This window comes from Acinetobacter sp. AYS6 (genome assembly GCF_025630795.1).
Taxonomy (GTDB): domain Bacteria; phylum Pseudomonadota; class Gammaproteobacteria; order Pseudomonadales; family Moraxellaceae; genus Acinetobacter.
The window spans coordinates 26,557-41,032 of sequence record NZ_JAOTNV010000007.1; the positions used below are offsets into that span (position 1 = coordinate 26,557).

General features: G+C 39.4%; 15 protein-coding genes. 4 read left to right on the plus strand and 11 right to left on the minus strand.

From position 1 onward, the window contains the following. The first annotated feature begins 74 nt into the window (after positions 1–74). The 3 genes from OD757_RS10650 to OD757_RS10660 are packed head-to-tail and all read left to right on the plus strand — an operon-like array spanning position 75 to position 2,816. Positions 75–2,129: a M3 family metallopeptidase gene (locus OD757_RS10650; protein ID WP_263031863.1), complete on the plus strand. Its 2,055-nt coding sequence runs from the start codon at positions 75–77 to the stop codon at positions 2,127–2,129. Positions 2,130–2,169: 40 nt separating this feature from the next. Further along, complete coding sequence (locus OD757_RS10655) at positions 2,170–2,379, plus strand: YheV family putative zinc ribbon protein (protein ID WP_004639498.1); 210 nt, start codon at positions 2,170–2,172, stop codon at positions 2,377–2,379. 11 nt (positions 2,380–2,390) lie between these two features. After that, the gene (locus OD757_RS10660) at positions 2,391–2,816 is read left to right on the plus strand and encodes a hypothetical protein (RefSeq protein WP_263031864.1); all 426 of its coding nucleotides are present in this window, start codon (positions 2,391–2,393) and stop codon (positions 2,814–2,816) included. A 162-nt stretch (positions 2,817–2,978) separates the two neighbouring features. Here the strand turns inward: OD757_RS10660 and OD757_RS10665 are convergent, their stop codons facing one another. The 5 genes from OD757_RS10665 to OD757_RS10685 form a co-directional block, all read right to left on the minus strand. After that, entirely contained in the window at positions 2,979–5,174 is a 2,196-nt protein-coding gene (locus tag OD757_RS10665) for a TRAP transporter large permease subunit (protein WP_009388052.1), read from the minus strand. 177 nt (positions 5,175–5,351) lie between these two features. Further along, on the minus strand, positions 5,352–5,927 hold the full coding sequence (rrtA, locus tag OD757_RS10670) for a rhombosortase (protein ID WP_263031865.1): 576 nt from the start codon (positions 5,925–5,927) through the stop codon (positions 5,352–5,354). Positions 5,928–6,010: 83 nt separating this feature from the next. Then, positions 6,011–7,099: a hypothetical protein gene (locus OD757_RS10675; RefSeq protein ID WP_263031866.1), complete on the minus strand. Its 1,089-nt coding sequence runs from the start codon at positions 7,097–7,099 to the stop codon at positions 6,011–6,013. Positions 7,100–7,868: 769 nt separating this feature from the next. Beyond that, positions 7,869–8,258 (minus strand): hypothetical protein, encoded by a 390-nt coding sequence (locus OD757_RS10680; RefSeq protein ID WP_263031867.1) that lies wholly within the window; start codon positions 8,256–8,258, stop codon positions 7,869–7,871. 6 nt (positions 8,259–8,264) lie between these two features. Next, positions 8,265–8,522, minus strand: a complete 258-nt coding sequence (locus OD757_RS10685; protein WP_004789602.1) for a succinate dehydrogenase assembly factor 2 — start codon at positions 8,520–8,522, stop codon at positions 8,265–8,267. Between the two features lie 189 nt (positions 8,523–8,711). On the opposite strand from OD757_RS10685, the gene OD757_RS10690 reads away from it, so the two are divergent. Continuing rightward, a complete protein-coding gene (locus OD757_RS10690; protein ID WP_009388047.1) occupies positions 8,712–9,884 on the plus strand; it encodes an acyl-CoA dehydrogenase family protein in 1,173 nt (390 codons plus the stop codon). 51 nt (positions 9,885–9,935) lie between these two features. On the opposite strand, the gene OD757_RS10695 is transcribed toward OD757_RS10690, so the two are convergent. The 6 genes from OD757_RS10695 to rpsM all read right to left on the minus strand — a co-directional run bounded on the left by OD757_RS10695 (position 9,936) and on the right by rpsM (position 14,431). Further along, positions 9,936–11,426, minus strand: coding sequence for a flavin-containing monooxygenase (locus OD757_RS10695; protein ID WP_263031868.1), 1,491 nt, complete (start codon positions 11,424–11,426; stop codon positions 9,936–9,938). A gap of 182 nt (positions 11,427–11,608) precedes the next feature. Beyond that, positions 11,609–11,986 carry a 50S ribosomal protein L17 gene (gene rplQ / locus OD757_RS10700; RefSeq protein WP_002049717.1) on the minus strand — a complete coding sequence of 126 codons (378 nt, stop codon included), beginning with the start codon at positions 11,984–11,986 and terminating at the stop codon, positions 11,609–11,611. 18 nt (positions 11,987–12,004) lie between these two features. Beyond that, positions 12,005–13,012 (minus strand): DNA-directed RNA polymerase subunit alpha, encoded by a 1,008-nt coding sequence (locus tag OD757_RS10705; RefSeq protein WP_003653641.1) that lies wholly within the window; start codon positions 13,010–13,012, stop codon positions 12,005–12,007. A 17-nt stretch (positions 13,013–13,029) separates the two neighbouring features. Further along, entirely contained in the window at positions 13,030–13,656 is a 627-nt protein-coding gene (rpsD, locus tag OD757_RS10710) for a 30S ribosomal protein S4 (protein WP_003653643.1), read from the minus strand. A gap of 12 nt (positions 13,657–13,668) precedes the next feature. Next, on the minus strand, positions 13,669–14,055 hold the full coding sequence (rpsK, locus tag OD757_RS10715; RefSeq protein ID WP_001040166.1) for a 30S ribosomal protein S11: 387 nt from the start codon (positions 14,053–14,055) through the stop codon (positions 13,669–13,671). Between the two features lie 19 nt (positions 14,056–14,074). After that, the gene (rpsM, locus tag OD757_RS10720) at positions 14,075–14,431 is read right to left on the minus strand and encodes a 30S ribosomal protein S13 (RefSeq protein ID WP_004789609.1); all 357 of its coding nucleotides are present in this window, start codon (positions 14,429–14,431) and stop codon (positions 14,075–14,077) included. Positions 14,432–14,476: the final 45 nt, after the last annotated feature.

Consider the following 14,476-nt stretch of genomic DNA (forward strand, 5'->3'; position numbering starts at 1 on the left):
AAAAGGTTATTTTGCAAATTAAACTTGATTTCCTACCTGACAGGACCTACATCTAATACCATGTTTAAAAAATAATGTGGCTAACAGCAATGACTCTCCAACAAGCGACTTTACCAACTCCGCGCTTTGATCAAATTAAATTAGAAAATTTAAAACAAGATATCGAGCAAGCAATTCAAGCAGGTCAGGAATTTTTAAATACACTTACAGCTGTACCTACCGATACAGCTCAACAACTTGCCGTACTCGAACAAGTCGATACACTTGAAAACAACCTCAGTGAATCATGGGGCGTTTTATCACATTTGAATGCAGTGATGAACAATGCTGAGACCAGAGAAGTCTATCAATCATTATTACCAGCATTAAGCGAATATTATACTCAGCTTGGACAACACACGGCGCTCTATCAAACTTATCAGCATATCCATGATGGTCAAGGCTATACATCGCTTAGCCCAGCCCAACAAAGTGCTATTCGCCTCGCTTTACGTGACTTTAAACTTTCAGGTGTGGCTTTAGAAGGTGAAGAGAAAAAACGCTATGCAGACATTTCTGCGCGTCTTTCACAACTTTCTTCTGATTTTTCTAACCATGTACTTGATGCGACACAAGCTTACTTTAAACCCCTTACAGAAGCTGAGCTAAAAGGCCTGCCAGAAAGTAATGTTGAGTTATTAAAACAGTACGGCAAACAACGTGAACTCGACCAAGCTGTAGCAACGCTGGACTTTCCAGCTTATTTTGCAATCATGACCTATGCAGATGACCGTTCATTGCGTGAGGAGCTTTATAGAGCTTATGTCACTCGTGCATCTGATCAGTCTGAACAAACTGAGTTTGATAACAGCGAAATTATGGAAGAAATTTTAAGTCTTCGTCAGGAAATGGCGAAGTTACTTGGTTTCAATAACTATGCTGAATATTCTCTGGCAAGCAAAATGGCGCCAGATGTAAAAACAGTACATGAATTTTTGGTTGATTTAGCAAAACATGCGCGAGCTCCTGCTCTTCAAGAAGTAGCAGAACTTCAAGATATTGCCAAACAAGACGATGTTGATGAACTTAAACCTTGGGATAGCACTTACTATTCAGAGAAACTTAAACAGCAACAATTCAACTTATCTCAAGAAGCATTAAAACCTTATTTCCCTGCACCGAAAGTCATTCAGGGTTTATTCCAGATCGTGCAGCGCTTATATGGCATTAATATTATCGAACGACAAGCACCAGTCTGGCATCCAGATGCACGTTATTTTGAATTAGAAGACCAAGGCCAAGTTATTGGTGGCTTCTTCTTTGACATCTATGCACGTACGGGCAAACGTGGTGGTGCATGGATGAATGGTTTCCGTTCACGCATGCAAACTGTTCATGGTTTACAAAAGCCAATTTGCTATATGGTGTGTAACTTCACTCCGCCAGTAGGTGATCAGCCTGCTTTACTCACCCATGATGAAGTAATTACTTTATTTCATGAGTTTGGGCACGGTTTACATCACATGCTAACCGAAGTAGACAATATTTCGGTTGCGGGAACTCATGGTGTTGCTTGGGATGCGGTAGAACTACCAAGCCAGTTCATGGAGTTCTGGTCTTGGGATAAAGAAAGTCTAGACGTTTTAAGTGAGCATATTGAGAGTAAACAAACCTTACCACAAGAGTTACTTGATGCTTTATTAAATGCTCGTTTCTTCCAATCTGGTATGCAAACTTTACGTCAGCTTGAATTTGCATTGTTTGATTTGACTATTCACACTAAAACACCTGCACTAAACAGTGAGCAAATTCAGCAAACCTTAAATGATATTCGTAAACAATATGCAGTTGTTCCTACTGTTGACTACAACCGCTTCCAACATAGCTTCAGTCATATTTTTGCTGGTGGTTATGCAGCTGGCTATTACTCTTACAAATGGGCAGAAGTTTTAGCAAGTGATGCATTTGATCGTTTTGAACACGAAGGTATTTTCAACACCCAAACTGGTCAAGAATTCCGTCAGGCAATTTTAGCAGTGGGTGGTAAAGATACTGCACTTGAAGCATTTATTAATTTCCGTGGCCGCGAACCTAAAATTGACGCATTGTTACGTCATCAAGGTTGGACGAATGACAGCAAAACCGCTTAAACTATGGGCCTAAATTGATCGTGTGGTTAGGGTGATAAAGATGAAAAAACGTTTCATAGCTGGGGCTAAATGTCCAAAATGTGAAGCAACAGATCGGATTGTCATGCTAACCACCGCTGAAGACGAATGGATTGAATGTATCGAATGCGGTTATAGCGAAAATCGTCCGACTCATATTGATGAGCCTGAAGCACCTGCTGTACCTGATGAAGTTGGAGTAATACAGTTCAAGCCTCGTCGTCCTGACTAAAGGTCTTAGAGATGCCACTACAAAGAAAACAAAACTCAAAACTATTGTGGATTTTAATTGGGGGCTTAAGCATTCTTGTAGTGCTTTTTTTCGCAGCACAATGGTTTTTCAAAAAAACCGAGTCATCCTCACCAATGGTTGATCCTCAACCTGTTTCGACACCAGCTCCTGCCACATCTCCGGATCCATCATCAGGTTCTGAACCTGTCGCAGAGGATACGAGTTCACAACAACTTGTGAATGAAGAAGTGCTCAAACAGCCTGTACCTGCTCAAGAGTCATTAGCAAAAGAAGAAGTGTCTAAACTCGATGATATCCATCGCCAGCTAAAAGATCAGGAAGCGACCTTAAAAGCTCAGCATGCAGATGCAGATCAATTAACGAAACTCAAAGAAGAACAAGTTAAATTGCTTGAAGCCCAGCTCAAACAGCAATAGTTTTCAATGGGAAGTTAAAAAGCTAAAGTTATCTATCTTTAGCTTTTTTTATTTTAATTAAAATAATACCAGACCTATTTTTCCTCAAATTACGAAATTCCTTTACTAAAAAAGCCCTCCATTTAGGAAGGCTTTTTTGTATAACCGATACTTTAATTTAAGTTAATGATACCAACCGAATAACTTAAACACATACGGCACATACGTCACCAATACCAATGATGAGAACAATACAATAATTGGTAGTAGCCAGCGCTCATAACGGAAGTAGAAACTTGTATATTTCTCTTTCGCTTCCGCATCAGCAGCGTTCACCTCATCATCCCCGACGGATAACCGCGTGAGTAGATGGTTCAAGGCAACTGGTGGAGTTACATAACCAAATTCGAATGCAACCAACACAATCATCCAGAAGTGAATTGGATGAATACCATTTTCGTATGCTACAGGCGCAATGGTTGCAGCAACTAAAATTACAGCACCAAATGGATCTGTACACATACCAATAATAGCAAGTAGCAGTGCAATACATGCCAGTGATATATAGATACTGCCTAAATGAGTCGGCAATAATTCAACCACTTCGGAACGTTCAATTAAACCACCAACACTTGCAGATAATGCCATCAAGATGATTAGTGCGCCAATATGGCCTACAGTTTCTGAAGTTGCAAAACGAAGTGCTCCACCAAAACCAAGACGGAACTGAGAACTATGTGGATCATGCGCTCGAAGGAATGGTGATTTCTGTTCGTGTTCACGAACAATCGCCTCATGAATATTAATCGCAGGAGTTTCTTTTGTAGCGACCAATTTGTCATACAAGATCATTGCGATCAGGACTAATGGTAAAATTACTGGAGCAGTAAATTCATTCATTCCTGTGTCTAGCGCATATTTATAAATAGCAAGAACAACAGCAGTGATCAAAATATATGGAATTACAGGTACAAAGGCGCGCATCATGCCTGGAATCGCTACTTTTGGCGAATTCACACGGAATTTATCTTCAGCCAAGAGTAATGAAACACCCAAGAAAATAAATGCTGTTAACCAAAATACATAAACACCATGGCCAAACAGTTCATCGGACGTTACATGACGGCTGTCCAGCATTGCAATTAATACGACCAATAGACATGGGCGTACAACCACCCCTAAAGAACCTGACATTGCAGATACGGCCAATGCATATTGACGGCGAGCACCCGCATTCCAGACTTCTTTATAAATAATTGCACCTGCTGCAATAACGAAAATACCTGACGCACCGGTATAAGCCGTTGGTACTGCAGCTGCAATTAGAATTAACCATGTTAGGGTTTCTGGTGCCAAATTCCATGGACGAAGTACATTAAGGAACAAATCCATAACGCGTGTTTGAGTTAGAAGCATACCTGCCCAAATAAACAAGGCAAGATTTAAGAAGATACCTGAGAACTCAACCAATAAACCAAGGTAAATCCCTTGCCCCATTGGATAATCCATAAAGAATGTGAACACGATACCTGTAATCAGAGCCATATAAGCATATAAAGGCACGCATAGTAGCGCTAAGCCAATATTACCGCCTTCACGTTTTGCTGGAGGTGAAACAAAGAGTTGATAAAGACTAATTAAAGTCAGAACAACAAACAGAATCATCCATATCCAGTAAATAGTTACTGTTTCATAGGTAGGTGTCACACCAGAATTGATCACTGAACGATACTGGCTAATTACAGAGAAACTGAGTAGCGCATTAGCAACCACCATAAAGATGGAATAGACTTTGTAATCTATTTTGGTTGCTGGATTACGTAAGCCAATATGGTGAAATTTTAGCGATGCTGTAATCGCAGAAATTAGAACCATAAAAATCAGTAAAATTGCGCGATTTTCTGTACCAAACTTAAAAATGCCAAAGAAACCTGTCTCGATAGCACGGTAAGTACGCACTCCTGGGTTAGCTTCGATATATTTAATTGTCTTGTCATATGCCTGATATTTCTCGTCACATTGTTGCTGCGCAGCGAGTAGCGATGCACGGACATCACTTTCCGATGCTGCACCAAAGAAACTTGAAAAATCATCAGATGCATTGGCTTTCATTTGTTCTTTTACTTGAGCATCGATATTTGGATGTCGATCACAAGTCGGCTTTTCAGGTTCAGCACGCAAAAATGAATATTGCATGCCTATCGCAGGATCACCATAAAGACGCTCCCCGATACGTAATAATTGTCCGTGGATCATTTCCCCGGTACCAATGATTAGAGTCATTAATAGCAAAATGAGGATGACGAATGTTGAGATCCATTCGTTCCATATATAACCCAGCAGACCTAATCCAGATCTTTTTTCTTGATGTCCTTGCATAAATATTCCAATTTTGTTCTCTCAAAAACCTGAAAACAGGCGCTTGAGTCATGCAATTTTTTTGGTCAGGGGGTAAATCCATCCCCCTTCTACCAATCCCTTTATTCAACGATCAAATTTGCATCAAACTTTATCAATAAAGAATGACTAAAATCACTTTTTTAACAGTTTGTATTGTCAATATTTCTTTTTTAATCTTTGAAAGAGCCAATAACATCCCCCAAAGATTGCGCCACCAATTGCACCATATAAGTGAGCTTCAGTTAAAACCGGACTTCCTATTAATTGGGCCGTTCCTGTTTGTCCAAAGGTATTTTCCCATATCAGTTTTGCAATAATTAATCCTAAAACCAGAAAAGCAAAATTCCGTTCTTTACGATATTGCAAATAAACTAAAGCAACTGCTGTATATAACCCGTGTAAAACACCTGACAAACCAGCATATGCCTCGATATAAGGTAAATAAAAATAGAACACCAAACTAATGAACGGTGGCAACAGCAAAAGTAGACTTAAAAGATGCCACGCTTTGGTATGCGGGAAGATAAACGGTAAACAGGCGAATGCCATCATGTTTAAAAGAAAATGAATCCACCCAACGTGTACCCAATGTGCAGTCCATAAACGCCAGAATTCACCGAGTAAACTTTCACGCCAATAAATAAAAGTATCAGGAAACACCTGTAGACAGGTAGATACAGAAATGCACACTGCGACCAAAAGCACTTTATTATTCAGTACATGATCCTTCATAGCACACTCCTTGAAATTAAACTTCTTGCTACCATTGTAAAACTTAACAATAGTCTCGCAAGAAGTTAGTCTTTCAAATATGTTTACTGTGCTGCTGGTGACGCAGATGAATCTGCTGGAGCTTCAGATGCGGCCCCTCCATCAAACAATTCATCTAGCTCTGCTGCACCTTCATTTTTATCATCCCAGAAATGTGACATGCCATCATCTCCAGTACGCACACCGGTATGCTCAGTCCAATAACGGTCAGAAATACCACGTACAATCAGACCAGCCATACTATCGATTAACTTAAAGTTCGGATTAACAGGCTTATCATCAGCTTGAGATGCGGCATAGGATCTTAATGCATCACGGATTTTTGCGTCATCACCACTTGCTTGAGCAGCTACTGCATATAACGCATGAGATAAGCGAACACCCTTTTGCTCACCAATTTGCACGGATTGCTTTAACGTTTGATATGGATCAGGTTTCCCTTCATCGGCGCCTGGCAATAAAGTCCAGATAACAGCACGTGTTGCGTTAGGTGCACCCCAGAACTTTTCATTATCTAGACATACCATTCCACGCTCTACAATAGCAGCAATATCTTTTGGAACATTGACTGCGCCACCCGAGTTAATATCATTGGTTACAGCCTGAAGACCACTAATCATTCCAAGTAAATAAACTGTTTGATCAGTATCACTACGCATCGTTGGACAAGAATCACCTAAATGATATTTATATTTAGATTCCCAACGATCAGCAAACAACTTATAGCCTGTATATTGACGCTCAGCAGCAATTGCTGCCCAACGCTTCTGTGCAATACGTGCATCTTGAGCTTCAGTGACCTGCCCTGCTTTTGATGCGCGTAAATAACGTAACTCCTGTTCTAATGCTTGGTTTTCCGCACATACACCTGATGCGGCATACATTAAGACAGCAACACGAGTTGGATCTGCACCCATACCTTTAGTAGACATGATCGCAGGTGTTAGAGCACTACCAGTATTACAAACCATTTCAGCGTCTTGCATTGCCAAAATAGGCGGAACGACGTGCTTTTCCGTAAAACCTAAAGCAACATTTGCTCCGGTTTTCACGACGTATGAACAACCTGATAAAACTGAAGCTGCAAGAAAACTTACCGCCAAACCTTGGCTTATTTTTTGGACTTTAGACATCTTCCTGTCCTCTATGTAATTTGTTTTTTCCTTTTCAGATGTACATTAGCAGATGCATATCTTGAATAAAAGAGTAATTACTCTAATTGTAGCGCTTATACTTTGACACACTTCACAGCAGATAAAATTGACAGTTTTTCAGGGAAACAGAAATTTTAGGCAAAAAAAAGTAGCATTGCGACGGTTCAGCACATGCTACTTATTAACTGAGATAAGCTTTTAACGGCTTATATTATTTTTGTTCTATATAATCCTTAAGTAAAGTTCCTGCTCTTCCTACTACCACAGCCATAACTACTGCAATTAACAGAAACATCCACATTGAAATCTCCATGAGAGACCTCCTTACTACAATCGCACCCAGTTATAAACTGGACACTTGATGAAATTAATCGACTAACCAATTTAATAATTGACTGATCGACGACCTTGCATCCTCTGTCTCTTAACTTTGCTAAAATTAGCTTTGCTAAGATGTTCCCTGAGTAAAGTTCCTGCTCTTCCTATCACCACTGCCAAAATTATGGCAATGACCAAGAACGACCATGTTGGCATCTCCATTTTGAGACCTCCGACACACTTTACGTTGGTGTTTGTACTTTAACCGATCAAATAGATACCCATAGGTGAAATTGTCAGACAATTGTATTTCCTTAGGTTTTTTCTATATTTTAATTAGACAATCCTGAGCTCAAGTAAAAAAATAAAGATTAAATTATTGTTTTTTATGAAATTTAAATAAATATACAAATGTAAAATTGTCTAACAATTAATGAAGTTTTTGTAAGACTTTTAATTTTTTCCAATACTGTAAAGGAAGTTGATCAAACCAAATAATAGCTACTTTTATGGGTGCCTCTTCAAAATAAATAATTATAAATAACTGATAATCAATTATTTTAGAAATTTCCACACGAGAAATTATTTTTTGCGACGAGTATGCAACTGTCCAAGATTTTTGATCTAGATAGGCAATTTGAAAAATTCGTGATTGTTTTAAAAAAAAGTAAAAACTAATAGATAAAAGGATCAGGCTAACTAGCCACCACATAGGTGATAACAATTGATAAAGTAGGATTGCTAAACTCAAGCCAATAAAAAGCTGAAATATTATCGAGAAACGACTATATTTCAGCTCAAAATTCAATTCTTTTATCAAAACAGTTTAGCCATGTACGTACTGTTTTAATTTATAAATAAATTCACGTAACTCTGTACGTGGAGGTTCAGAAACTTCCATGAACCAATCTAGTAAATCTGGATCTTCTTGTTCAACTAATTCTGCAAATAAGGCCTTCTCTGCCGGATCCGCATTTAGATAATAGTTTTTTACATACGGGTCAAAATAGACGTCAATTTCTTTTAAGCCGCGGCGTGCTCGATAAATTACTTTACGTTCTTCCAAGGTCATTTCGTCAGACATTTATTTCCCCATCTGCGTTGATAGTGCGCATAGTTTACCTGATCACATTCCAAAGATCGCTAAAAATATCAAATTGACCAAATTTATCATCTTGTTCTCATAATTGAGCATTCATCACATTGTTAGGCATGAAATGCTTCCGTATGTTTAAGGAAATAACATCACACCTGAACCAAGGAAGAAATACAAATGCAATCTGGTGCTATCCGTCCTATTCCAAATATGTTACCGAGACAACTATTTAACGAAGAGCATGAAGCTTTCCGCGAAACAGTGCGTAAATTTTATGAAAAGGAAGTTGTTCCCAATATTGAAAAATATGAAAAACAACAACATGTTGATCGAGACCTTTGGAATAAGGCTGGAGAATTAGGCCTCTTGTGTACCACAATGCCAGAGCAATACGGTGGGTCTGGGGTAGACCGCTTATACAGCATGATCTTAATTGAAGAACAAGCTTATGCTATGGACTCTAGTACTGGCTTTTCTTTGCATTCAGATATTGTTGCTAATTATGTGAACAACTTTGGTAATGACCAACAAAAACAAAAGTGGTTACCAAAAATGGCAACTGGAGAAGTGGTCACGGCTATTGCCATGACTGAGCCTGGTACTGGTTCTGATTTACAAGCAGTGAGAACCACAGCTGTACTTGATGGTGATGATTACGTCATTAATGGTTCTAAAATTTTCATTACTAACGGCTATTTATGTGACATGGTCGTAGTGGTTTGTAAAACCGGCAATAACGACAAAGGTTCAGCAAATTTATCACTCATTATTGTTGAAGCAGACCGCGCTGGCTTTAGCAAAGGTAAGCCTCTTAATAAAATTGGAATGAAAGGCCAAGATACCTGCGAATTATTTTTTGATAATGTTCGGGTTCCTAAAGAAAATCTTTTAGGTATGGAAGGCATGGGCTTTATTATGCTCATGAAAGAATTAGCATGGGAACGAATGCTAGTTGCTATTATTTGTCAGGCAGGAGCTGAAGCAGCATTTGCACATACCGTTCAATACACGAAAGACCGTAAAGCATTTGGTAAACCTATTAGCGCATTCCAAAATACGCGTTTTAAACTTGCTGAGCTGAGAACAGAGATAGATTTCTGTCGTACCTATTTAGATCGCTGTATGGAATTACAACTTGAAGAAAAATTAAGTGTGGAAGCTGCCGCAGCTGCAAAATATAAAATTTCAGACATGTTCTCAAAAATTGTAGATGAATGTCTTCAACTGCATGGTGGTTATGGTTACATGCTTGAGTATCCAATTGCACGAGCCTACATCGATCATCGAGCAAATCGAATTTATGCAGGTACAAATGAAATTATGAAAGAATTAATCTCAAGAACACTTTAATACCTTCATAAGAAAAGGGGCATTACGCCCCTTTTCTTTATTCAATATAATTTAAGATACTAATTTTGGCTTACGCTCATTCGCTTCAGAACGTTTATGGAAATGAAGAATACCATCCTCAAATTTTGCATTTTTCAGGGACTTTCTATCTTCTAAATAATTATTGGTCACCTGCCATGGAGCACGTTTACCTTGTTTTGGAAGTTCATGTGCTGCACGGTTAATATAGCCTGAAGATAGTTTACCCATTACGGTATCTTCTTCCATCACAGTTTTATCACCCGATGGAATCACTTCATCATAACTATTTTTGTCCATATAATTTAATAAGCGACAAATATATTCAGCAGCAATATCAACTTTAAGCGTCCATGATGCATTTACATAGCCAATAATCATAGCCATATTGGGTACATCGCTTAGCATTATGCCGTTATAAAGCATATGTTCAGATGAGTTGATTGGTTTTCCATCAAGAGTAGCCTGAACACCACCCATAATCTGTACTTGTAAACCTGTTGCAGAAATCACGATATCCGCGTCAAGGTGTTTACCAGATTTAAGTAAAATACCTTTTTCAGTAAATTTCTCAACTTGATCTGTTTCTACACTTGCTTTCCCTTCACGCAAAATCTTAAATAAATCACCATCAGGTACTACACATAGACGTTGATCCCAAGGATTATATGAAGGTGTAAAGTGCTTCATATCAACTTTACCCTTTAATTGCACTTCAATTGCTTTTAAGAGTAAGCGACGTACAGTCTTTGGATGTTTCTGAGATAACGCATAAATAGCGCGTTGCATACCAATATTACGTGCACGAGTAAATTTATAAGCTGTCTCTTCAGACATAAATTTACGAGTTTTTTCATAGATGAAGTCGATAGACGGTACACTAGCAATATATGTTGGTGAACGCTGCAACATAGTGACGTGACCAGCTCCACCTTTAGCCATTGCCGGTACTAAAGTAATTGCTGTTGCGCCACTACCAATAATAACGACCTTTTTACCTGTATAATCTAAATTCTCAGGCCAATGCTGTGGGTGAATGAGTTGCCCTTTAAACGCTTCTTGATTTGGGAAAGAAGGAGCATATCCCTGATCATAATTATAATAACCAGTACACCCTACAACAAAATTAGCAATCCAAGTCTGTTGTTTCTTCTTACTATCCTCAATTACAACCTGCCATTTTTTTGATTCAGAATCATAATTAGCAGAAAGTACACGATGACCAAAGTGAATTTTTTCTTTTAATTTATATTCATCAATTACTTCGCCTAAATACCCTTTAATAGAAGCACCATCAGCTAATACATTCGCTTTACACCATGGTTTAAAATTAAAACCGAATGTAGACATATCTGAGTCTGAGCGAATGCCAGGATAACGGAAAAGATCCCATGTTCCACCAAAAGATTCACGACGCTCTAAAATTTCAAATTGGCGTTGTGGAGAATTTTTTGATAAATGAGCAGCGATTCCAATTCCTGAGATACCTGCGCCAATGATTAAAATATCAACTTGCTTTTCCATTTTATTTTTATACCCATTGTTGAGAATATAAGTTTATTAAAGCACAATTTTGACAATACACAATGTCAAGTTTGACCGTTTATCCGTTTTTTTATGTCACTTGGGGACATTTTTATAATTTTATTAATTATTAAAAATAAAAAAGACCGGTATAAAACCGGTCTTTTTTTGAATAAAATCAATTATTCAGCTGAAGTGTTCACTTCACGATCTACAAGCTCAACGTAAGCCATCGGTGCTGCATCACCAGCACGGAAGCCCGCTTTAAGAACACGTAGATAACCGCCGTTACGTTCTTTGTAACGAGGGCCGAGTACGGTAAATAATTTACCTACAGTTGCAGCATTACGAGTACGAGCAAATGCTAAACGACGATTTGCTACAGTATCGTTTTTTGCTAGAGTGATTAAAGGCTCAGCAACACGACGTAATTCTTTAGCTTTAGGCACAGTTGTTTTGATCAACTCGTGTTCAAATAAAGAATTAGCCAAGTTTTGGAACATCGCTTTACGATGGCTGCTTGTACGGCCTAATTTCACACCACTATTACGATGACGCATGGTGATAGTCCTACTTAATTAACGGCTACGATAGGCAAAACGGTCGTCCATACGAAGACTAGCTGGTGGCCAGTTTTCAAGACGCATACCGAGTTGTAAGCCTTTCGATGCCAAAACATCTTTGATCTCTGTTAACGATTTCTTACCAAGGTTAGGAGTTTTTAACAACTCAACCTCAGTACGTTGAACAAGATCACCAATGTAGTAAATATTTTCTGCTTTCAAACAGTTAGCAGAACGAACAGTAAGCTCTAGATCATCTACTGGGCGAAGCAAGATTGGGTCAACTTCTTCACGAGGCTCTTGAGCAACTGGAGTTTGGTCTTTCTGAAGATCAACAAAAATTGCAATTTGTTGTTGCAAGATTGTTGCCGCTTTACGGATTGCTTCTTCAGGATCAACCGTTCCATTTGTCTCGAGGTCGATTACCAGTTTATCTAAATCGGTACGTTGTTCTACACGCGCGTTTTCAACGGTGTAAGACACACGTTTAATCGGGCTATAAGAAGCATCTAATTGCAAACGACCAACAGGACGTGTTTCGCCTTCAGGGAAACGAGAATCAGATGTTTCATAACCACGACCTTGAGCAACTTTCAAGCGCATTTTTAATGAGCCTGAAGCACTCAAAGTACCAATCAAATGTTCTGGATTAACCACTTCAACATTATGAGGTAAACGAAGGTCAGCAGCAGTAATTTCGCCAGGACCTTGTTTCTCTAATGTTAAATATGCTTCATTTTGATCGAACAGCTTAATAGACAATCCTTTTAGGTTCAGCAAGAGCTCGACGATGTCCTGCTGCAAGCCTTCTAAAGTACTGTACTCGTGCTCGACACCTTCTATTTCTACTTCAACCACAGCAGCGCCAGGTAAAGAAGACAATAGAATGCGACGTAAAGCATTACCTAGAGTGTGGCCAAAACCACGCTCTAAAGGTTCTAGAATCACTTTTGCCGAGGTCCCGCTAACCGCTTCGACCTTGATCGCTTGCGGAGTTAGAAACTCGTTTGCAGTACGCGTCATTATTGCTACCTCAAGGATTATTTAGAATACAATTCTACAATCAAGCTTTCATTGATTTCAGCAGGTAAATCAGCACGATCTGGTGCAGCTTTAAACGTACCTTCAAGCTTAGAATGATCAACATCCATCCAAGCTGGAATACCACGTTGTGCAGCTAACTCAATCGCGTTTTTAATACGCAACTGTTGTTTAGCACCTTCGTGTACCGCAATTACATCACCAGCTTTAACTTGAATAGATGCGATGTTTACACGACGACCATTCAAAGTAATGCTACGGTGACTTACTAACTGACGAGCTTCTGCACGTGTAGAACCAAAACCCATGCGATAAACAACGTTATCAAGACGGCTTTCAAGCAATTTCAACAAGTTCTCACCTGTTGCGCCTTTAACACGAGCTGCTTCTTTATAGTAGTTACTAAATTGACGTTCTAACACACCGTAAATACGACGGACTTTTTGTTTTTCACGTAATTGTAGTGAATACTCAGATTGCTTACCACCGCGTGCCTGACCATGTTGACCAGGTGCTTTGTTAGCTTTTTTAGTTTTGACGTCAAATGGTTTAACGCCAGATTTAAGTTGCAGGTCTGTCCCTTCGCGGCGAGAGAGTTTGCATTTTGGACCAATATAACGAGCCATGAATGTTTCTCCTTACACGCGACGTTTTTTAGGTGGACGGCAACCGTTGTGAGGAATTGGCGTCACATCGGTAATGCTGTTAATTTTATAACCCACTGCGCCTAATGCACGAACCGCAGACTCACGACCTGGACCAGGACCTTTTACAAGGACATCCAGATTTTTCAAACCGTAATCTAAAGCTGCTTTACCAGCAACTTCAGCAGCTACCTGAGCAGCAAACGGAGTTGATTTACGTGAACCACGGAAGCCTTGTCCACCAGAGGTGGCCCAAGCCAATGCATTACCTTGACGATCAGTAATCGTAACAATGGTGTTATTAAAAGACGCGTGAATGTGTGCAACACCTTCAGAGACGGTACGAGTGACCTTCTTGCGTGTGCGAGTATCTTTAGCCATCTTTTAGCTTCCAGAAATCTTACTTTTTAATCGGTTTGCGCGGACCTTTACGGGTACGTGCGTTAGTTTTGGTGCGTTGACCACGGACAGGCAAGCTGCGACGATGGCGAAGGCCGCGATAGCAACCCAAATCCATTAAACGTTTAATGTTCATGGAAATTTCGCGACGTAAGTCACCTTCGGTAGGAACCTTAGCAACTTCTGCACGAATCGCATCAAGCTGAGCATCGTCCAACTCACGGATCTTAGTAGTTTCAGTAATACCAACTGTAGCTAAGATATTCTTAGCAGTATGGCGACCGACACCAAAGATGTAAGTGAGGGAGATAACAGCATGCTTGTTATCCGGAATGTTTACACCGGCAATACGAGCCATTCACTTTCTCCAAAAAGGCAGTAGAGATAATCAACCGCCCCACAA